Origin of the sequence: Halobacillus litoralis (assembly GCF_020524085.2) — a bacterium.
In the GTDB taxonomy this organism is placed as follows: domain Bacteria; phylum Bacillota; class Bacilli; order Bacillales; family Halobacillaceae; genus Halobacillus; species Halobacillus litoralis_E.
This window is the reverse complement of the sequence record NZ_CP129016.1, coordinates 3,279,735-3,299,034: the sequence shown is the minus strand read 5'-3', so window position 1 is coordinate 3,299,034 and position 19,300 is coordinate 3,279,735. Positions and strand designations below refer to the sequence as shown.

Annotated in this window: 21 protein-coding genes; 13 read left to right on the top strand and 8 right to left on the bottom strand. The window is 45.5% G+C overall.

Going from position 1 to position 19,300, the window contains the following annotated elements; genetic code table 11:
• Positions 1 to 22: 22 nt before the first annotated feature.
• Both LC065_RS16885 and LC065_RS16880 read left to right on the top strand, forming a co-directional pair.
• On the top strand, positions 23 to 301 hold the full coding sequence (locus LC065_RS16885; protein ID WP_226588867.1) for an RNA polymerase alpha subunit C-terminal domain-containing protein: 279 nt from the start codon (positions 23 to 25) through the stop codon (positions 299 to 301).
• Positions 302 to 436: 135 nt separating this feature from the next.
• On the top strand, positions 437 to 886 hold the full coding sequence (locus LC065_RS16880) for a hypothetical protein (RefSeq protein ID WP_226588869.1): 450 nt from the start codon (positions 437 to 439) through the stop codon (positions 884 to 886).
• A 495-nt stretch (positions 887 to 1,381) separates the two neighbouring features.
• On the opposite strand, the gene LC065_RS16875 is transcribed toward LC065_RS16880, so the two are convergent.
• The gene (locus LC065_RS16875; protein ID WP_226588871.1) at positions 1,382 to 2,116 is read right to left on the bottom strand and encodes a poly-gamma-glutamate hydrolase family protein; all 735 of its coding nucleotides are present in this window, start codon (positions 2,114 to 2,116) and stop codon (positions 1,382 to 1,384) included.
• 151 nt (positions 2,117 to 2,267) lie between these two features.
• A complete protein-coding gene (locus tag LC065_RS16870; RefSeq protein WP_226588873.1) occupies positions 2,268 to 2,453 on the bottom strand; it encodes a hypothetical protein in 186 nt (61 codons plus the stop codon).
• 159 nt (positions 2,454 to 2,612) lie between these two features.
• On the opposite strand from LC065_RS16870, the gene dacB reads away from it, so the two are divergent.
• Both dacB and LC065_RS16860 read left to right on the top strand, forming a co-directional pair.
• Complete coding sequence (gene dacB, locus LC065_RS16865) at positions 2,613 to 4,106, top strand: D-alanyl-D-alanine carboxypeptidase/D-alanyl-D-alanine endopeptidase (protein WP_306163577.1); 1,494 nt, start codon at positions 2,613 to 2,615, stop codon at positions 4,104 to 4,106.
• An 86-nt stretch (positions 4,107 to 4,192) separates the two neighbouring features.
• A complete protein-coding gene (locus tag LC065_RS16860; protein WP_226588877.1) occupies positions 4,193 to 5,404 on the top strand; it encodes a cation:proton antiporter in 1,212 nt (403 codons plus the stop codon).
• A 69-nt stretch (positions 5,405 to 5,473) separates the two neighbouring features.
• On the opposite strand, the gene LC065_RS16855 is transcribed toward LC065_RS16860, so the two are convergent.
• Genes LC065_RS16855 through LC065_RS16845 form a run of 3 tightly spaced genes read right to left on the bottom strand, consistent with a single transcriptional unit; the run spans position 5,474 to position 7,645 of the window.
• Complete coding sequence (locus tag LC065_RS16855; RefSeq protein WP_226588880.1) at positions 5,474 to 6,199, bottom strand: NAD-dependent protein deacylase; 726 nt, start codon at positions 6,197 to 6,199, stop codon at positions 5,474 to 5,476.
• Between the two features lie 15 nt (positions 6,200 to 6,214).
• Positions 6,215 to 6,955, bottom strand: coding sequence for an oxygen-insensitive NADPH nitroreductase (gene nfsA / locus LC065_RS16850; RefSeq protein ID WP_226588883.1), 741 nt, complete (start codon positions 6,953 to 6,955; stop codon positions 6,215 to 6,217).
• A gap of 12 nt (positions 6,956 to 6,967) precedes the next feature.
• Positions 6,968 to 7,645, bottom strand: coding sequence for a hypothetical protein (locus tag LC065_RS16845; protein ID WP_226588886.1), 678 nt, complete (start codon positions 7,643 to 7,645; stop codon positions 6,968 to 6,970).
• Between the two features lie 161 nt (positions 7,646 to 7,806).
• Here LC065_RS16845 and LC065_RS16840 point away from each other — a divergent pair, with 161 nt between their 5' ends.
• Positions 7,807 to 8,157: a hypothetical protein gene (locus tag LC065_RS16840; RefSeq protein ID WP_226588889.1), complete on the top strand. Its 351-nt coding sequence runs from the start codon at positions 7,807 to 7,809 to the stop codon at positions 8,155 to 8,157.
• A gap of 12 nt (positions 8,158 to 8,169) precedes the next feature.
• Here the strand turns inward: LC065_RS16840 and LC065_RS16835 are convergent, their stop codons facing one another.
• Positions 8,170 to 8,418, bottom strand: coding sequence for a hypothetical protein (locus LC065_RS16835; RefSeq protein WP_226588891.1), 249 nt, complete (start codon positions 8,416 to 8,418; stop codon positions 8,170 to 8,172).
• 403 nt (positions 8,419 to 8,821) lie between these two features.
• Between LC065_RS16835 and LC065_RS16830 the strand changes: the two genes are divergently transcribed.
• From LC065_RS16830 to LC065_RS16810, 5 genes are all read left to right on the top strand, one after another.
• Complete coding sequence (locus LC065_RS16830; protein WP_226588893.1) at positions 8,822 to 9,790, top strand: ATP-binding cassette domain-containing protein; 969 nt, start codon at positions 8,822 to 8,824, stop codon at positions 9,788 to 9,790.
• Positions 9,780 to 10,559 carry an ABC transporter permease gene (locus LC065_RS16825; protein WP_115822165.1) on the top strand — a complete coding sequence of 260 codons (780 nt, stop codon included), beginning with the start codon at positions 9,780 to 9,782 and terminating at the stop codon, positions 10,557 to 10,559. The genes LC065_RS16830 and LC065_RS16825 overlap by 11 nt, the downstream gene beginning before the upstream one ends.
• A 155-nt stretch (positions 10,560 to 10,714) precedes the next feature.
• Entirely contained in the window at positions 10,715 to 11,740 is a 1,026-nt protein-coding gene (gene rsgA, locus LC065_RS16820) for a ribosome small subunit-dependent GTPase A (protein ID WP_226588896.1), read from the top strand.
• Between the two features lie 74 nt (positions 11,741 to 11,814).
• Positions 11,815 to 13,578, top strand: coding sequence for a beta/alpha barrel domain-containing protein (locus LC065_RS16815; protein WP_306163576.1), 1,764 nt, complete (start codon positions 11,815 to 11,817; stop codon positions 13,576 to 13,578).
• 13 nt (positions 13,579 to 13,591) lie between these two features.
• The gene (locus LC065_RS16810; protein ID WP_226588900.1) at positions 13,592 to 14,089 is read left to right on the top strand and encodes a DUF3221 domain-containing protein; all 498 of its coding nucleotides are present in this window, start codon (positions 13,592 to 13,594) and stop codon (positions 14,087 to 14,089) included.
• Between the two features lie 64 nt (positions 14,090 to 14,153).
• Here LC065_RS16810 and LC065_RS16805 read toward each other — a convergent pair whose 3' ends face one another.
• Entirely contained in the window at positions 14,154 to 15,464 is a 1,311-nt protein-coding gene (locus tag LC065_RS16805; RefSeq protein ID WP_206948573.1) for a glutamine synthetase family protein, read from the bottom strand.
• 222 nt (positions 15,465 to 15,686) lie between these two features.
• Here LC065_RS16805 and LC065_RS16800 point away from each other — a divergent pair, with 222 nt between their 5' ends.
• Positions 15,687 to 16,079 carry a hypothetical protein gene (locus LC065_RS16800; protein ID WP_226588903.1) on the top strand — a complete coding sequence of 131 codons (393 nt, stop codon included), beginning with the start codon at positions 15,687 to 15,689 and terminating at the stop codon, positions 16,077 to 16,079.
• Between the two features lie 116 nt (positions 16,080 to 16,195).
• Positions 16,196 to 17,122 (top strand): manganese-dependent inorganic pyrophosphatase, encoded by a 927-nt coding sequence (locus LC065_RS16795; protein WP_226588906.1) that lies wholly within the window; start codon positions 16,196 to 16,198, stop codon positions 17,120 to 17,122.
• Positions 17,123 to 17,475: 353 nt separating this feature from the next.
• Here the strand turns inward: LC065_RS16795 and LC065_RS16790 are convergent, their stop codons facing one another.
• A complete protein-coding gene (locus tag LC065_RS16790) occupies positions 17,476 to 18,057 on the bottom strand; it encodes a GNAT family N-acetyltransferase (protein WP_226588908.1) in 582 nt (193 codons plus the stop codon).
• A 113-nt stretch (positions 18,058 to 18,170) separates the two neighbouring features.
• Here LC065_RS16790 and corA point away from each other — a divergent pair, with 113 nt between their 5' ends.
• Positions 18,171 to 19,121 (top strand): magnesium/cobalt transporter CorA, encoded by a 951-nt coding sequence (corA, locus tag LC065_RS16785; protein ID WP_226588911.1) that lies wholly within the window; start codon positions 18,171 to 18,173, stop codon positions 19,119 to 19,121.
• Positions 19,122 to 19,300 lie beyond the last annotated feature (179 nt).

Below are 19,300 nucleotides of genomic sequence, written 5' to 3'. Positions count from 1 at the left end.
GCGATTCAAGGAGGTGCGATCCATGAGTATTCGAACGTGTGACAGAGGTCATAAGTACGAGAAGAAAAGTGACTGCCCGACCTGTCCGATCTGTGAGCAAGAGCGAAAGCCTGAGACCGGGTTTCTTTCGACACTCGCCTCGCCGGCAAGAAGAGCATTGGAGAATCACGGAGTGGACTCTCTGGAGGTATTATCTACTTACAGGGAAGAGGAAATTTTGAAACTTCATGGACTTGGAAAAAGTTCGATTCCGAAACTCCGCGCAGCTTTAAGTGAGAAAGGGTTATCGTTTAAGGATTAAACCCAGGGTACTTTTTTCTGAAGAAGAGGAAAGAAATTTTGATTTGCGAAGTGAAACGATTTTCAGCTGGCATCGTATAGACAGATAAGAGCCGGTCATAAAGTTTGGTTGCAACAATCGTTAGGAGGGATGATCATGAGTGAAGAGCTTTTGAAGAAAGTCAGACGCATCCTTCTTTACCTCGCGTTTCTGATGGCCGCATTCTTCTTATCCTATGGTCTTGCTTATCCACTCGGGTATGCGCCGCTCGGTTATGAAGTGGTGGAAAAGCAGGAGGATGCGGTCGTGGTACAGTCTTTGAATGCTTGGGGTTTCAATGAAGAGAGGGTCACTTATCAACCGCCTGAAGGGGATGAATGGAGAGCGAAAGCACTGGTCGATCGTATCGAAGGTCAAGCTATGGAGTACCACCTCTTTTTCACTTCCATCATGGTAGCCATCTTCTGGGTGGGGTTGGATGTCCTCAAAGGGATACCATTGAAAAAAGTGCTTGTCCTCAGTTGTTTTTACGTATTTGTCTCTGGACTATCCCTTATCCGTCATTTGGGGGATGTTAAAGAAATTTTGGAGGGTTCCTTCTATTAGTCATCGTCAGCCGTTAGTCGTGTGGTTTCTTTTCGATTTTTTTAGGCTTTTATGATATTTACATATTTACCTATTCTCATTGAGTGTATGCCTTAGAATGAAACCTTTAAAGATCTCGTACGTAAAGAAGTCAACGAGACTTTCAGGGAGGGAGACCTTATGGGTATTGGTTCGTGGTTCATTTTGTTCTTTGTCGTCTTCATAGCTGTCGGTGGCTTTAAGAAGGTGAAAAAATAAGCAAAGGAACATTTGGCGTTCTTTTCTATTGCCGGTTCGGTTTTTTACTTGATGAATAAAGGGCTTTCTCTTTAAAGAGGCTTTTCTGAAAAACGGAAGCCTCTTTATTTATTTCTTGATCCTTTTTCAACTATTGGTAGATTTACCCTTAGGGAAGGTGGGGGAAAAGTGGCAAATGTTGAGCTGGCTAATTGAAATGCTTCTATAAATGAGCCTGTTTTTGTAACGCTCCACCATGATGGTGGAGCGTTTCGTCTGCTATTCTTGATATTCCTTCAGTGCTTCCTGAACGGCTTCTACATAAGCATGAAACGCGCCGGTCTCATTAGAAGGATCTTTCCTTGACGAGTAACTGATGTCGCCGTTCTTATAAAAGGCTTTCCTCTGCCCGCGTGTGATCTCAAGCTGCACGCCTTTCCCTGTCTTCGTTTTGTTGACGTAGTTGTCAGGGTCGTCGCCGTCCAGGTGTTCAGGAGCAACTTCAACGTTGAATCCCTTCTCCTCTAAATGCCGCTCCACGATCTTCATCAACTCTTTATCCCGGCCGCCAATCAGCGTTGTTCGCTCATCCCCGCCTGCCCCGTGAATGGAAAGGTGATGATCGGCCTTTGCCACCATTTCAAGCGCTTTGGGCTCATTGAAGTTTGTCGAGGTGATATGTAAATTTCTGAAATTATCGGAGGCTAACCTTCCTTTGAATGCGTAATAAGGATAGGAATCTCCTGCAATCGCCTCGGCTAAGGACGAGGTCGTTTCTTCTATTCCGCCACCATGAATCGCGCTGACCAGCCATTTTTGATTACCTTTCGTACTCGTGGCTATGACCCAGTCTTCACCTTCTTCATAGACTTCTGTCAGCTCTTCAAACGAACAGAACCGATCCCCGGAACAGTCATCTTCTGTTTGTTGCGATTTTTCCTCTTTTCCTTCATTTAAAAACCATAGCAACGCTGCAAGCACAGCGGCGATGGTCAATGTAAGTTTTATTTTCATAAGGGCACCTCTTTCTTCTATTTGTACTCTATCAATGATTGATTGTAATGAATACGGAAATGCTTCGAAAAATTTTTAGAATGAAAAAAAAGCTGCCACTAGGAGGCAGCTTTTTTTTTCATCTTATCGGTAAGTGATGTCCTCATTGAAATTAATTCCTTGCATTGTTGATAAAATCGGCTAAATCAATTCCACCGGCTGTGAGGAGTAAAAGAGCAAATCCGATGAAAATGAGTCGAGTAACTTTGTGGCTTGTTTTTTCATTTCTGAAATCTTTAATTCCTTGTAAAGGGAAGAATAAAACGCATAGTCCGAACAGAATGGGGAACATAAACATGGCAAACACCTCCTGGTTGTCTATACTCCTTACCTAATGTACGAATACTTACCGTTTCAGTTTCATTTCCTGCCGTTTTTTTGGATGAAGCTTATCGAACAGGGAACCAATATAAGGGAAATGAAGTCCCATTTTCAATGGAAGGTGAGAGACCTACATATGCAAACATTACCAAAGACGAAAACCGCCATTTCCTTCCTTGGTGTGATCCTGATCTTCACGGCCGCGTTTTTGATACAGAAGGAAGGGGAGGCAAGAATCGATGAGACGCTGCAGGAAAAGGTGGAACGGGTGTTAACGGACGAGCGGTTGGAAGGTGCTGTTGCAGGCATCAGCATCCGTCATGCCGACACGGGAGCCATCCTTTTCGAAAAAAATGCAAACCTTCGATTGGTCCCTGCCTCCAATACGAAGCTCTTCACTGGCGCTGCAGCCCCGGAAACACTTGGGCCTGGGCATACGTTTACAACGGAACTATGGACAGATGGGGAGTTGAAGCGGGGGATATTGAATGGAAACCTTTATTTGAAGGGAAAAGGGGATCCTACGTTAAGAGCAGAAGACTTGGATGCTATGGCGCAGGCTTTGAAGGAAGCGGGTGTCCGTAAAATTACCGGCCGGCTGGTAGCTGATGACTCGTGGTATGATGATGTGCGATTATCGGACGGGGTTCAATGGACGGATGAGACAGAGTACTATGGAGCCCAGGTTTCCGCCCTTACATTGTCGCCGGATAAGGATTTTGATGCGGGCACGGTCATCGTGAAGACCGTGCCTGCTCATGTAAAAGGGTCTCCAGCTCACATCGAGATTTTTCCGGACAATGATTATGTGCGGATCATCAATCAAACCGTGACGTCTTCGGCTAAAAAAGGGACGGAGCTTGAGGTCGAACGAAGGCATGGAACAAATGACATTCTTGTGAAGGGGGAAATCGCTTTGGACGATCCTTTCTCCCATTCCTGGGTCGCTGTTTCAGAACCTTCTGGACTTGTTAGGGAACTTTTTCAGAGGTCTCTTCAAAAATACAACATTATTATGAAAGGTGAACATGCACGTTCAGGGGTCACGCCTGAAGAGGCGACACTCTTAGTTACAAGGAATTCGATGGCGCTTGAAGAGTTGTTTCTTCCTTTTATGAAGCTTAGCAACAACGGCCATGCGGAAGTGCTCGTCAAGGAGATGGGGAGAGTTGTTCATGGGGAAGGAAGCTGGGAGAGAGGTCTCTCAGTGGTAGAAGATGAACTGGCCAAGATGGGGGTCGATGTGGAGACGATGCAAATGAAAGATGGATCTGGATTGTCGCGTTCCAACTTGATTCCTGCTCATGAAATCTCTGAGCTGCTATTTCAAGTACAGGATAAGGAGTGGTTTCCGGTGTTGTTTCAATCATTGCCTGTCGCAGGAAACTCGGAACGGTTTGTGGGAGGGACATTACGGTCACGGATGATTGATACGCACGCGGAGGGAAAGGTGCAGGCAAAAACAGGGACTCTCTCAGAAGTCTCTTCCCTTTCCGGCTATGTCACTACAGCTGACGGTGAACCGTTGATTTTTGCTTTTGTTTTCAACCATGTTCTGTCTGATGAGGTCAAGGATATTGAGGATCAACTGGCAATCCTATTATCTGAGCATACGTTCCGGAAAAATTAGCAGCTATCCTGGCGGGTTTATGGGTAACGGTCAGTCATTAAGGGTAAGACTAACGATAGGTTTTGATTTTAGGGAGGGTTTTTTTCATGCACGGATTTCATGAAGTTTTCATTCAAATTCTATTGTTACTCGCCGTTTCAGTCTCGGTTATCGCTATCGCCAAACTCTTGAAGGAACCAGACTCCATAGCCCTGGTTCTGGTGGGGCTTGTCCTGGGACTGACTCAGCTCCCTTTCATTGAGGAAGCGGAGAGTTATATTACACAATCGGAAGTGTTCCAGGCGACCGTTATCTCACTTTTTCTTCCGATTCTGCTTGGGGATGCGACGTTAAAGCTTCCTTTTCATCATCTTTTTTCACAAAAGAAGACGGTCATGGGACTAGCCTTTTTGGGAACGTTCATATCCTCGCTCACCATCGGGGCAGCGGCTTATTTCTTCTTGGACCTGCCGCTTGCTGTCGCGTTTACATTTGCTGCGCTGATGAGTGCGACCGATCCGATCAGCGTGCTTTCCATTTTCAAGTCTCTCGGCGTAAAACAAAAAATGTCCACGATCATGGAGGGGGAGTCGCTGTTTAATGACGGGATTGCCGTCGTGCTTTTTAAAATCGCCAGCATCTACTTGCTGACCTATATTGAAATGGGCTGGGCTGGACTTGGCAGCGGGGTGTTCATGTTTTTAAAATTTGCGGTCGGTGGCGCACTGATCGGACTGATCTTGGGCTATTTGTTCTCCCAAGTGATTCGTGTCTATGATGATTATCCGCTGGAGGTTGCCTTCAGTGCCCTGCTGTTTTTCGGAAGTTACTTCATCGCTGAACACTTCCATACTTCCGGGGTCATTGCGGTTGTTGTCGGTGGGTTCGTCTTTGGGGATTACGGAGCAAAGATCGGCATGTCGGACGAAACGAAGACGAATCTCAATACGTTTTGGGATAGTGTCACCTTGCTTGCTAACGCATTGATCTTCCTGATGGTCGGACTTGAAATACGGAACATCGATCTTGCGGGTAATTGGGGGTATATTGTCGGGGCGATCGTTATTGTACTCGTCGGACGTACCATCGCGGTTTACATCGGAACAGGCTGGGTGAAAGAATTGTCATCCAAAGAAAGAATCCTTATCAACTGGGGAGGATTACGCGGAAGCCTCTCTATCGCTCTCGCCTTAAGCCTGCCCATGGATTTTGACGGCAGAGAACAAGTGCTGTTGCTCACCTTTTCCGTCGTCCTCTTCTCATTAATCGTCCAAGGACTCACCCTAAAGCCAGTCATAAAGAAACTCGGGCTGGCTTAAATTCCATATTATGGTGTACCAGGTCATACAGATAATGGAAAAAAGCCTCCTTCATCAAAGGAGGCTTTTTCACATGTTTTCTTTGATCTCCGTTATGGCTTCTGACAAATCTTCGTGCATGACATAGTCGAAAAGATGATCCTTGTCTGTCGGTTCGTTGTTGATGAGAATGGTTGTCGTGTTTTCTTGTTCATAGGCAAGATACGGCAGAAGGTTGAAAGGAGTCACGAAAAGCGACGTCCCCATCACGAGAAGGAGATCGGCTTTTTCAATGATCGATTCGGCTTCATCATGAGCGGTGATCAAGTCACCGAACAGCAGGACATCCGGTTTCAAAACAGAGCCACAGTCCTCACAAACCGGTACAGCTACTCTCATCACCTCATCCAAAGAATAGGACCTGCCGCAGTCTGGACAGCTGGAGCGGTTCAATGTACCGTGATATTCAAGAACACGGGAACTGCCGGCAAGCGAATGAAGCCCGTCGACATTCTGTGTGATCACCGACACGTCCCGATCATCTGCTTCCAACTCCTTAATGAACTGATGGACAAGATTCGGCCGATAGTTTTTCAAAAGTTTCATACGGAAAATCGCCTTATACTTTTTCCAAAAATCCTCCGGATCATGGAAAAAGTAGTCGGTGGACATGTAATACTCGCGATCATGATCTTCTGTCCATAATCCCTCGCTTGAGCGGAAATCAGGGATCCCGCTCGCCGTCGACACACCGGCACCAGTCAATATGGCAATCTGTTCAGCACTTTTAATATGGAGAGCAATCGTTTCATGCATAGAAGCAAACTCCTCTTACTGCTTGTTAAAGCCTTTCTTTTTCACGATACTGGTAACGTCCATCCGCATCGGTTTAGTGAAGCGGCGAAGCATTTGATCCGTCCAGGAATCGTTCCTAGTATTCGTTTGACGTGACTGATAATAGGCGGCGATTTTCTCGTCAAACACTCCAAGTTCATCTTTGTGATGGCGATTGTATTCATTTTCAAAGTAAACCGCTTCTTTCGGAAGGCGTGGCTTTTGATCAGGCTGGTGATCGGGTTCGCCGAGGACCATGCCGAAGAGTGGAAGCACATGTTTCGGTAGTCCGAGTATTTCATCCACCTTATCAAGCTGGTTGCGAATGCTTCCGATATAGCAGATGCCGAGCCCCATCGATTCGGCAGCAATCGCCGCGTTCTGGGCAGCAAGGGCAGCGTCAATGGCGGAAACGAGAAAATGTTCACTGTTTTCTAGGTTGGCGAGCATCTCCTCATACTGCTCTGAAGAGGCGTGAAGGGTATGACGGTAAAGATCAGCGCAGAAGATCATCAAATGGCCGTTATCTTTCACATAGCCTTGACCGGTGATTTCGGCAAGTTGTGCTTTCTTCTTTTCATCCGTCACCCCAATGATTGTATAAGCCATCATGTAACTGGATGTAGATGCTTGCTGGGCCGCAGACAAAATGGTGCTCAGCTGCTCGTCAGTGATGGGGGTGTTTTTGAACTTCCTTATTGACCGGTGATTCAAAAGCGTTTCAATGGTTTTATTCATGAAGGTGTCCTCCTATTTATAGATCCATTGCGTCCGTACCGGATCATGGGTATCGGCACCTGCCACTGGATCGTCATTGGTAATTTTTAATCGTTCTTCATCCATAAAAGTAACAGAATGGATGGCGTATTGATACTGATTCGGCTTTGGTAGGAGGTGATCTTCCCCTGGTTCGAGATCCACCGGTTCGAGCGTGCCAAGGTCCATGACAACGAGCTGATGCGTCACTTCTTCTTCATACGTACGTTCAAAAAGGAAGGCTACATACTGCTGGTCAGGAGAAACGTGATTGGAAACCAGTTTACTCAAATCGCTGATTAAAAACGAGTGCTTCTGTTCGAAATCAATCATCAAATGCGAGCAACGCTGCTCATGACAGGCAAACTCCACCAAGTACTGATCCTCGTTTATTTTAGAAAAAGGAAGATTTCCTAACTGCTCTTCCGGTCGGTCAAAATTATGTACATACTGCGATAGAATGGGATAGTCTTTCGTTGTAAATGGATAGGAAGCTCCATCGAGGGTGAGCTGCATTTTATCTCCTTTGTCTTCGGCCCTTTCTTCTTCGACAAGGGGATCGTCCCCCTCAAGCGGATTTATACTCAACGTCTCTTGTGCATCTGCATTCGAGTTGCATCCGATCAAAAAAAGAAGGAACAAGCCGATCCACCACACGTTTTTCTTCATCATAAACAATTCCCTCACTTAAAAAAGCTCTTTTCTAAAGGATACCACAACAGGCAAAAATTCATGAGGGTGAAACTTTTACAAAGTTTATCTATTTTTTAAAAGGAATAAGGATTAAAAAACAAGAAATATATCCTTATAGAAAAAAGAGTGAGGTGGGGGTAATGGGGGAAGTTTACAGTTTTAAAGCATTTCAGTCAAAAAAAGAAAAAGAGAGTAAGAAACAGGACCCGAGAACAACCGTAGCCATTTATCGAAGTGTTATTTATTATGTGCATTTGTACAGCGATGAAACCGATCAACATCCGCTGGAGTACTTAACGACCAATATCGAGCTTGCCGACATTTTTAAAAATGACCGTGACAAATTTTTGGAAGCGTTCGCTGCCCTTATTAAACATTGGGAGCTCCCTCAGAACAGCCATCAAGAACTGCCAGAAAATCGAGAGTTGACTCGATTTTCGACGCTTGGAGATCTTTGTATGTATATAGAAAAAAAGGTGAAAGACCTATAAGACGATGATTTCTCATGTCTCATAGCCTTTCACCTTTTTCATGTTGACGATTCCTACATAAAATTGTGTCAACCCAATTCCGAACAAAAGCGGCCCGACACTTGTCACAAGCATCGTACTAATCAGCGTCTGTACCATCCCAATAGCGATCAACATCATGTATTTTTCTGCTCTAAACGTTAAGTATGAACCGAACAATGTCCCGATACTGATGATCAAAAGGGCCGGCATCAACCAAGGATACAATTGAGTAAGCTCCATGGTATTCACCTCCTAAAATATATTCTGAAAATTCTTATTATTGAAGATTCTATCACGTTTTGAAACACTGTTTCAACCGTGAAAACCGTCTAGTTTTGGCGGTTTTCCGTTGTGACGTAAAAATAAAGTTTCCCCGCTTGAAACAGTTTCAAACCTCTGATCCTTTATTCCTAAAATTCTGTCAATAAAGGTTTTTATTCTTGAAGGCTCAGTTTCGAGACTTTTGTTGAGTGGATGGGGGCTACCGGAAACCGTTCGCTTTCCATGGGGTGGGCGCTGAGCCTCCTCAGGCTACGCCTTCCGGGGTCTCAGCTGTCCCGCACATCCCATAGGAGTGGAAAAGTGAATATGGTAGGACTTTTGTATATAGTAAAGATAAGGAACGATGACTGGAGGGATTGTAGTGAATGGGAAAATCGTTGTGGAACACCTATCAAAAACGTTCAAAAAAGGAAACGTACAAGCGGTAAAAGATGTCTCTTTTGAAGTAAAGGAAGGGGAATTCTTCGCTTTCTTAGGACCGAATGGAGCTGGAAAATCGACCACTGTTCAAATTTTGACGACACTCATCAACGCGACGTCTGGAAAGGCGGAAGTTGCAGGCCATGATGTCATTCGGGAACCGGAAAGTGTCAGACGTTATATAGGTGTAGCTTTGCAGGAAACAGGCGTGGATCCTGATTTGACAGGAAGAGAAATGATCGAGCTTCAAGCGAATATTTTCGGATTCCGTAAAGAAGAAGGGAAAAAGAGGGTGCAGGAGCTGTTGGAGATCGTGCAGCTGACGGAAGCGGCGGAACGTAGGATCGGCAATTATTCGGGTGGGATGCGCAGGCGTCTCGATCTCGCTCTAACGCTCGTCAATGAACCGAAGATTCTTTTTCTCGATGAACCGACGACAGGACTTGATCCTTCGAACCGGATGGCGATCTGGGAGGAACTGCGTCGGCTGAACGAAGAAGTGGGGACTACGATTTTTCTTACCACTCAGTACTTAGAGGAAGCCGATTCGCTTGCCCATCGCATCAGCATCATCAATGATGGGGAAATTGTTGCGACAGGCACGCCGAAAGAGTTGAAAGCTCAAATTGGGAATGATCTGATCACACTTACATTGAAAGATGAAAATCAGCAATCTGAAGCAGTAGGGTACTTACGAGGACAAATGGCGGATGTTGACGTGATCAGTCGCCAGAATAAGGTTCTCATTTACGTGGAAGAAGGGACGAAACAATTGCTTGAAGTTGTCCGTTTGTTTGATCAGCAAGGCTATGAAATTGAGGATATCCAACTTTCATCTCCAACCTTGGATGATATTTTCTTGAAAATTACGAGTGAGAAAAAGGAAGGGGTGAGAGCAGATGGGGAATAACCTTTGGAAAGATACGTGGCTGATGACTGTAAGAAACATCAAAACGACGTTACGCAATCCATTTTCTTTTATCCCAAACTTGATTATCTCGGCATTCTTCCTCCTTGTTTATGAAGGCGGTTTGAGCGGGATCTCCCAGCTCCCGACGTTTGAAGGTGCGAACTACTTGGCCTTCATTCTGCCTGTATCAATTGTGTCTGCCGCTATTGGTGGAGCCGGAGGTGCCGGACAGAGCATTGTCAAAGACATAGAGAATGGTTTTTTCTCCCGTTTGTTGTTGACCCCTGCTTCAAGACTGGCGATCGTCCTCGGACCGATCATTGCCGGAATGCTCCAGCTCGTTGTCCAAACGCTGCTCATCATTGGCATCGCCTTTTTACTGGGACTTGAAGTGGTGACAGGCTTTGGCGGCATTCTGTTTGTGCTGCTTATTGCGGTCGGATGGGGGCTTGCGTTTGCCGGTTATTCCGCGGGGGTTGCGCTTCGGACAGGGAACGCGCAAGCAGCTCAGGCTGGAACGTTCATCTTCTTCCCGCTTATTTTTCTAAGCACGACTTTTGTCCCGTATGAACTGATTGAAGCACAATGGCTGAAAATCGCGGCCACTATTAACCCGACGACATACATTTTCGAAAGTATGCGGACGGCACTTATCGATGGCTGGGTGTTTTGGGATTTGATGCAGGGCGTATTCGCGATCGTCATTGTGTGCACCATCACCATTACTTTTGCGGCCATTTCTGCAAAAAAAGCGGTTTCCCGCGGATAAAACTGATCACTGGTAATAAATTCTGATATAATAGAACTAATTAAAAAGTTAGGAGTGATGTTTTATGGCAAACGTAACGATTCTATTTAACTCAAATCAATCAAATCACGGAGGACATCACTCGTAACGTCCTCCAAATTCTCAGGAGGAATCGAATGAAACGGAATGATTTTACAGAATTTTTCAAAGCACAAATGAACGAAGGGGACCACATCGGAAGAGTCACCCGTCTGACCCATGGATTGTACACTGTCGTGGATGATGAGCAGGAGCGGAACGGAGAAGTATCTGGGAGGTTTCATCATACCGTCGAGGTAGACAAAGATTATCCAGCTGTCGGAGATTGGGTCGTATTTGAACCTTATGATGCAGGAACGCGCGCCAAAATCCACCGCGTCCTGGACCGGAAAACAGTCTTGTCGCGGAAAAAAGCGGGAGGAAGTCATCAAGAGCAAATCATAGCAGCGAACGTCGATACCGTTTTTATCGTCACCGCTTTGACCCAGGAGTTTAATCCAAGAAGAATCGAACGGTATGTTCAACAGGTATATGAGAGCGGAGCGAGTCCAGTGGTTGTTTTAACAAAAAGGGACTTGTGTGACACGGCTGCTCATCATATCGCTGAAGTCGAAAGTGTTGCGCCGGGTGTTCCTGTCTATGCTGTCGATAGTTTGACCGGGGCTGGAATGGAAGAGCTAATTACTGAATTATGTGCGGGCGGAACCATTTCCCTTGTAGGTTCTTCTGGTGTTGGAAAATCGACGCTGATCAACCATTTGCTCGGCATGGAAAAACAAGCGACACAAGGCGTGCGTGAAGAGGATCAGCGTGGGCGCCATACGACGACTCACAGGGAGTTGTTTGAACTGCCGAACGGTACTTATATCATTGATACACCTGGGATGCGCGAATTGCAGCTATGGGGTGGAGATGAAGATGGTGTCGACCAGACGTTCTCTGATATCGACCTCTTGAGCGCGTCTTGTAAATTCAGAGACTGCAAGCATGAACAAGAGCCGGGATGTGCAGTAAAACAAGCGATTGAAGAAGGCGAGCTTGAAGCTGCACGCCTGAAAAGCTACAACAAGTTGAAACGGGAGCTGAAGCGGCTCGAGCTGAAAGATCGGTACGGGACGCACCGGACAAACCGGATGCTGCACGGACCGAACGCGATCAAGTAGAAAAAAGAGGTGCCGGGTCCGGTGCCTCTTTTTTGTAACTGCACCGTTGGATTATTAATGAAAAGGAAGATTTTATGCCAGATTGGTCTTATCATGTGTTGTTCAAACCTTGGCTGTCAAAAATCTCACCTGTGACTTACAGGGAATTTTTACATAAAAATATGAACCGGATTGCCTCTTTACCAGGAGGCAGCCATGTCATTCGATTTCTTGGCAGAGAAGAAATCGCTGAGCGACTTGCTACTTCTGTGGGAGGCGAATCTATACGTGGACCTGTTGGGTTATCGGGGAAAATTGATCCTCGATTAACAGGCACGAAAGCGTTCACCAACTTAGGGTTCAGCATGATTGAAGTTGGCCCTGTGACGCTGGAATCAGAGAGTGGATGTTTCCCTGAACGAGAAGACGGGCGTATTCGGTTTCCAGATCAAGGAGAATCCATCGGTCTGGAAGAAACGGTGCGGCGTCTGGAAAAGGCGGAATCAGATGTTCCTTTTCTCTTTCATTTGCAAGGGTCACAGGATGAATTAATGGAAATAGCAAAAGCATTAAAACCATTCCGTGGGATTTTTAGTATCTCGTACAAGGAGTGGGAGTCCAAGATCGTTGACGAACTGTCAGAATGGAAACCTGTTTTTTTAAGAATGCCTAGTAAAGGCGTTTCAGACGTCGATCGTTTTGAAGGAGCTGCCGGCATTATTTTAGAAGACTCTGGCAGTGACGGGGAGGTAGAAGATTATAAAGAGGTATTAGAAAAGCTTCATGGCTATGAAGTGATTACAGTCGGAGGGGTGGAGGACCCCGAAGATGCGCTCGCCCTCCTATCCGCTGGAGCAAGCATGGTGTTTCTTGCTGCTGAATACGTCGATGCAGGTCCTGGATTACCGAAGCGGATTCATGAAGCTCTCCTGGACGAAACACCCATGGTTTACGAAAAGAAGACCGGTTGGATGTGGTATTTCCTGTTCGGTCTGGCGATTTTCCTAGGTGGCATCCTTGCCTTGGTCTTCAGCTTGACCTCGGTCATCCTCCCTTATGATGAAGCGTTTCTCGGAATATCGAGACAAGAATTGCTTTTGTTCAATGAACGGATTCTCTGGTTTATGGCCCATGACCGAATGACTCTCGCCGGTACAATGATATCCGGTGGTCTCCTTTACATGTGGCTGGCAAGGTTTTCTGTTTCCAAAGGAGAAAAATGGGCGAAACAGGCGATAGATTTCGCAGCAATTGCAGGCTTTTTAGGCATTCTCTTTTTCATCGGTTATGGCTATTTTGATTGGCTGCATTTGTTATTCTGGTTGATTCTCCTGCCGCTGTATGTGACAGGATGGATGAAATCACGAGGGCTGTCTGAAAAGCCAGCTTCCAAGAATCGAAGAAATGATCGCACGTGGCTTCTCGGTGTCTACGGACAGTTTTGCTTCGTCGTCCTCGGATTCTCTTTTGTACTTGGAGGGATCATCATTTCATGCATTGGCGTGACTGGGGTATTTATTCCGACCGATATCGCATATCTGTGTATGCCTCCTGAACTGATTCAGAACTTCAATGAACGATTGATCCCCGTCATTGCCCACGACCGTGCCGGATTCGGGAGTGCTCTTTTCAGTGTGGGAGCGCTCGTCCTGATGAGCGCTTTATGGGGCTATCACCAGGAGAAACGCTGGTTTTGGTGGATGTTCCTGATCGGAGGTATTCCTGCCTTTTGCGCAGGGATTTTTGTACATATCATGATCGGGTATACGACATTCATCCACTTGCTGCCTGCCTACATCGCCCTGTTTTTTTACGTGGCAGGGTTGGTTCTGTCCTATCGTTATTTAATGAATAAATAAAAAGGAGTCTGTTATGAAAAGGTTGATCACTATTCTAATCGGGCTTACTTTTTTAGTTGGTTGTACTCCTTCCTTTTCAGGTTATGTCATGGACAAAAGAGAAGGGGCAATTCTAGTCGTTGATCCCTCTCCACAAGATTTTAGTCACACAAAAGAAGATGATCGGTATTATGAAGCTTATTGGGCAGAAGGGGACGCGGCAGAAAATGTAGAGATCGGATCAAAAGTAGATGTATGGCTGGGGAAGTATGTACAGGAATCATACCCAGGCCAGGTAGCATTGAAAAGAGCAAAGGCTGTTCCTACGTCTAAACCAGAAGGGGCGCAGCTGACAGAGTATGAAGCGCTCAGAAAAGCTTTGAACAAGAAAGAAGATGAAACCTATGAACTTTGGGCTGTTTCTTCTATAGAATATGAGAAAGATGAGGATCAATGGAAAATAAGATTAATCAGTACGTTTAATGGAAAAGAGAAGGAAAAGCAAATCGAATTGAAGGACGGAGAATCATAATAATGTATGCATCTATAACAAGATAAAAGCAGCGCTCCCAACGGAGCGCTGCTTTTTCTATTTCTTACTTGTTCATATATTTGTCGATTTCCCACTTGCTTACTTGCAAGGAGTACTGAGTCCACTCATCTTCTTTGTCTTCGATATACGCATTGGCTGTGTGATCGCCAAGAGCTTTAAGAAGAACTTCGTCTTTCTTAAGAGCAGAAAGAGCTTCTTTCAAGTTTGTAGGAAGTGTTGGTACACTGTCGTCCTCAACTTCGTACAGGTTACGGCTTTCTGCTTCACCTGCATCATATCCATTACGGATACCTTCAAGACCTGCTTGGATCAATACCGCAAGTGTCAGGTAAGGGTTCGCTGTCGGGTCCGGGTTACGGACTTCGAAACGAGTTCCTTGTCCACGAGTAGTTGGTACACGAACCATACAGCTACGGTTGGAGTGAGACCAAGCGATGCTTACAGGTGCTTCATAACCTGGAACGAGACGCTTATAAGAGTTCACGTTCGGGTTCGTGATCGCTGCAATTGCGCGAGCGTGGTGAAGGATACCTGCGATGAACTGTTTCATCGTTTTGGAAACGCCGTCTTTCGCATCTTCATCGTAGAAAGCACTGTCGCCATCTCTGAATAGAGAAAGGTGCGCGTGCATTCCAGATCCGTTTTCACCAGCGATTGGTTTAGGCATGAAAGTCGCATGATAATCGTGGTTTGTAGCGATATCTTTTACAACGTTTTTGAACGTTTGGATGTTATCAGCTGTTTTCAGCATGTTATCGAAACGGAAGTTGATTTCGTGTTGACCCATCGCAACTTCGTGGTGGGAAGCTTCCATTTCAAAACCGAATTTCTTAAGTGTACGAACGATGTCACGACGTACTTTGTCCCCTTTATCTTTAGGAGAAGCATCGAAATATCCACCGCGGTCATTCATTTCGCGGATCGGGTAACCATCTTTGTCCAATTTGAATAGGAAGAATTCTGGTTCTGGACCGACGTTTACTGTGTAGCCCATATCTTCTGCTTCTTTCATTGCACGTTTTAGGATGTAACGAGGGTCTCCTTCGAATGGAGTGCCATCCGGCTTGTAGATATCACAAATGAAGCGCGCGCTCCGATCTTCATCGACCAAAGAAGGAAGTAGTAGGAATGTATCTAAGTCTGGAACAAGATACATGTCACTTTCTTGGATATCAGAGAAACCAGAAATGGAAGAACTGTCGAACATTGCTTCATTGTCTAAGACCATTTCTAGCTCTTCAGCTGGTAGTTCTACATTTTTCGTATCCCCATACATATCTGTGAATTCTAATAGTAGAAATTCAACGTTGTTTTCTTTTACTTCCTGAATAATTTGCTCTTTTGTGTAAGTCATACATTACCCTCTCTTTAACAATTTTATTATGAGATTTGTATCCGGAATAGTGCTGGATATGTACCTCACTTTTTCTTATGTAAGGAATTCTAACACATAGTGTAGACAAATCTCAAATGTCTTTTATTTAAATTCCCTTATTTTTTTCACCTAAACCTATGATTTAGTAAAAAATTTCGTCGTCTTACATAAGGTAGATTATAAGTGGAATGGAGGGATGGTATGAATCGTAAAAAGCTTGTTATCATGCAGTCTATGGCCATTTTTGGTTACTTGATTTTCATCTCTTTTGTAACAGTGAAAGTACAGGGATCCGCCCTGGTGACAGAAAATTTTTATTTTTATATTATTTTCTCACAATTCGTGTGTGTCCCCGTAGGAATTCTACTCGCTTTGCCTGGGTTTCTTCATCAATGGGAAGAGGAAGGGCAGTGGAAATGGAAGAAAAGGTACGGACTGTTCTTTCTTTTTCCTACCTTATATATCATGCTGGTTCCTTATGTTATCCCTGTCGGTTCCCTCTTTCCAAATCTACTGATTACCAACCCTTCCGTTAGTTCGGTGATTCAGGTATTGTTCGGATACTTTTTGATCAATGGGTTTGAAAAAGAATAGTTTCTTTTCCATATTAAGGGGAATGGTAGGAGAAGATGGACTATGGCTGCAATCTATTTTATAATCGATACGGACAAGATATCCTACATACCCTTGATAAAGAAAGGAAGATTTTTGTGAGCAAAACATTGATTTTCGGGCACAAGAACCCGGATACGGATACGATTACATCAGCACTCGTGTATGCTGAGCTGAAAAAAGCCCTTGGCGAAGAGGTCGAAGCGGTTCGTCTTGGAGAAGTAAATGGAGAAACTCAATTTGCATTGGATCAGTTCAATGTCGATGCGCCGCGTCTTGTTGAGCGTGTTTCCGATGAAGTGGAGCAGGTCATCCTTGTTGACCACAACGAGCGCCAGCAGAGTGCTGACGATATCGATGAGGTGCAGGTCCTTGAGGTGATCGACCACCATCGTATTGCAAACTTTGAAACAAAAGGACCTCTTTATTACCGTGCCGAGCCTGTCGGATGTACGGCAACGATTTTGAACAAGTTGTATAAGGAAAAAGGACAGCAAGTGTCGAAGCCAATGGCAGGGCTGATGCTGTCTGCGATCATTTCCGATTCCCTACTGTTCAAATCACCGACATGCACTGACGAAGATCGTAAAGCGGCCGAAGAACTTGCAGCGATCGCTGGTGTAGATACTGAGGAATACGGTCTGAACATGTTGAAAGCAGGCGCGGATATCAGTGACAAGACAGCAGAAGAATTAATCACGCTGGATGCAAAAGAGTTTGACATGGGAGATAAGAAAGTAGAGATCGCTCAAGTGAATACGGTTGATACAGATGATGTGCTTTCCCGTAAGAGTGAACTTGAAGAAGCGATCGAAAAAAACGTTTCTGAAAAAGGGTTGGACTTGTTCTTACTAGTTGTTACCGACATTTTGGAAAGCGACTCCACTGTCGTTGCGGTCGGTAATGAAACAGAAGCAGTGGCGAAAGCTTTCGAAACGGAGCTTGATGGCAATCAGGCTGTCCTGAAAGGCGTTGTCTCTCGTAAGAAACAGATCGTACCTCCATTGAACACCTATTTCGGATAAGAAGAAAAGCGAACGCCTCGTTGTGAGGCGTTCGCTTTTTAGTTTCGAGATGTTTGTGTGAGTTCTGGGGATCCAGGAAAAGGTTCGCTTTCCATGGGGCGGGCGGTGAGCCTCCTCAGGCTACGCCTTCCGGGGTCTCACCTGTCCCTGGGTCTGTACTCGTTACCAACATTCGTTTGAGTAGGGTCAGCGGGAATATTTATACTTTTCATGATGGAGAGAAAACGGCAATTGAATAATCCCCCACGGCAGTCCCACTCATGATCCGGGGATTTTTTTTTATGGAGACCGAGGGAAGAGCTGAAGGTGCAGAGGGATAAGAAAACGCCTGGCTGTTTAGGCCAAGCGTTCTTCTACGCACGTTTCATCCACTCTTCCCTTAGGACGCCCATACGGATTGAATCATAAAACTGCCCCTCATAAATGCGGCACTTCCTCAAACGGCCTTCCACTTTCATGCCGAGCTTTTCACCGACACGCATCATCCGCTCATTTTTGGACCATGTCGTGAGACCCACGCGCGCAAGGGGAAGCGTGCGGAAAAGGTAGTCCACCCAAAGCTCCAGCGCTTCGGATCCATACCCTCCGTTCCAATAGTCGGGATCATAAATGCCGATGCCGACTTCAAGCCATAGGGATGGTTTGTGCTCCCAATAATAGGTGACCGTACCAATGGTCTTTCCGTCCACTTCGATGATGAGTCGTGAGTCGGGTTCGTTCGGTCCCAGCCTGTGGATGCGGGCTTTTTCGTGGCTGCGATAGCTTTCAAGCGTATGAGGCTCGAGCGGATAATAGGGGGCATCCCATTTCTTCCACTCCGGTTGATCGCCATTGTAGATCAACTGGTATAAGACAGGGATGTCTTTCTCTGTAATCGCCCGTAAGGTTACCCGTTGTCCTTTCAATTGTTCATCGTTTTTCAATCGTTGCAGCATCCGCATGCCTCCGTTCCGTCTTTTCTTCCATCGTACCATAAGTGAGATTGGTTGTTTGAATAATTTCGTTTACGGTTATAAAAGAATAAGACGTACATAGGTAGGTGAAACGAATGATTGAGGTTTTGGCTTATAGTAAAGAATCAGGATTGCATGATGACCTTTCCATCGAAGAACTGTCCAGTGGGAATTGGGACTGGTATTGGGTCGACTTCAATCAACCGTCTGAAGGGGAAGTGACGCTCTTAGAGAAGACGTTCGAGTTCCACCCATTAGCGGTGGAAGACTGCTTGCATGGACTGCAGCGTCCAAAGCTCGATTATTATGACGATCACAGTTTCATCGTTGTTCATTCCGTGAACCCACAAACACTTGAGCGGGAGGAGATCGATGTCTTTCTCGGTGAATGTTCACTCGTCACTTTTCACAAACAAAAGAATGAACCTCTGGAACAAGCGAAAAAGATTGTCAAACATACGAAACAGCATCAGGATGTCGACGAGTATTATGTCTTTCATCAGATTCTGGATAAGGTTGTCGACCATTATTTTCCGATCATTTATAAAATTGAGGACCATATTAATGAAATTGAAGACAATACGAAAGACTTGTCGATGGAGAGGCTGCTTGAGGAATTGTTCGACCGACGTGGGGAACTGCTGACGTTAAGGCAGACGATTCACCCCATGAGAGATCTTCTCTACCGTATTTTGAACACGAGGCACTTGGATGGGGTGTTTGATCGACGGGAATACTTCGCGGATATCCATGACCACTTGATCAAAGTGGCCGACATGGTCGCCTCAAACAGGGAAATGACACAGGATATCCGGGACAGCTACTTGTCCTTGAACTCCCACGAAACGAACAGGACGATGCAGATCCTCACGGTCATCAGCGTCATCTTCATGCCGTTGACATTCATTGTTGGTGTGTATGGCATGAACTTTGCCAACATGCCTGAACTGCAGACGGAGTACGGCTACTTTGTCGTTTGGGGAGTGATGATTGCTGTCGCGGTTGCCATGTTCATCTGGTTCAGAAACAAAGGATGGTTTGATTGAATCCAAGACGTAAGACGGAAGCTACCCGGGCAGGTGGCTTCCGTCTTTTTTCAGTCCAGAGGATGATGAGAAATCACTCCAACGACCGTTAGAAAGAAAAGGGTTGCGGTCTATACTTAAAGTAACAAGAAAACAAAGGAGATGACCGGAATGATCAACATCTTTGAAGTCTCTACCGA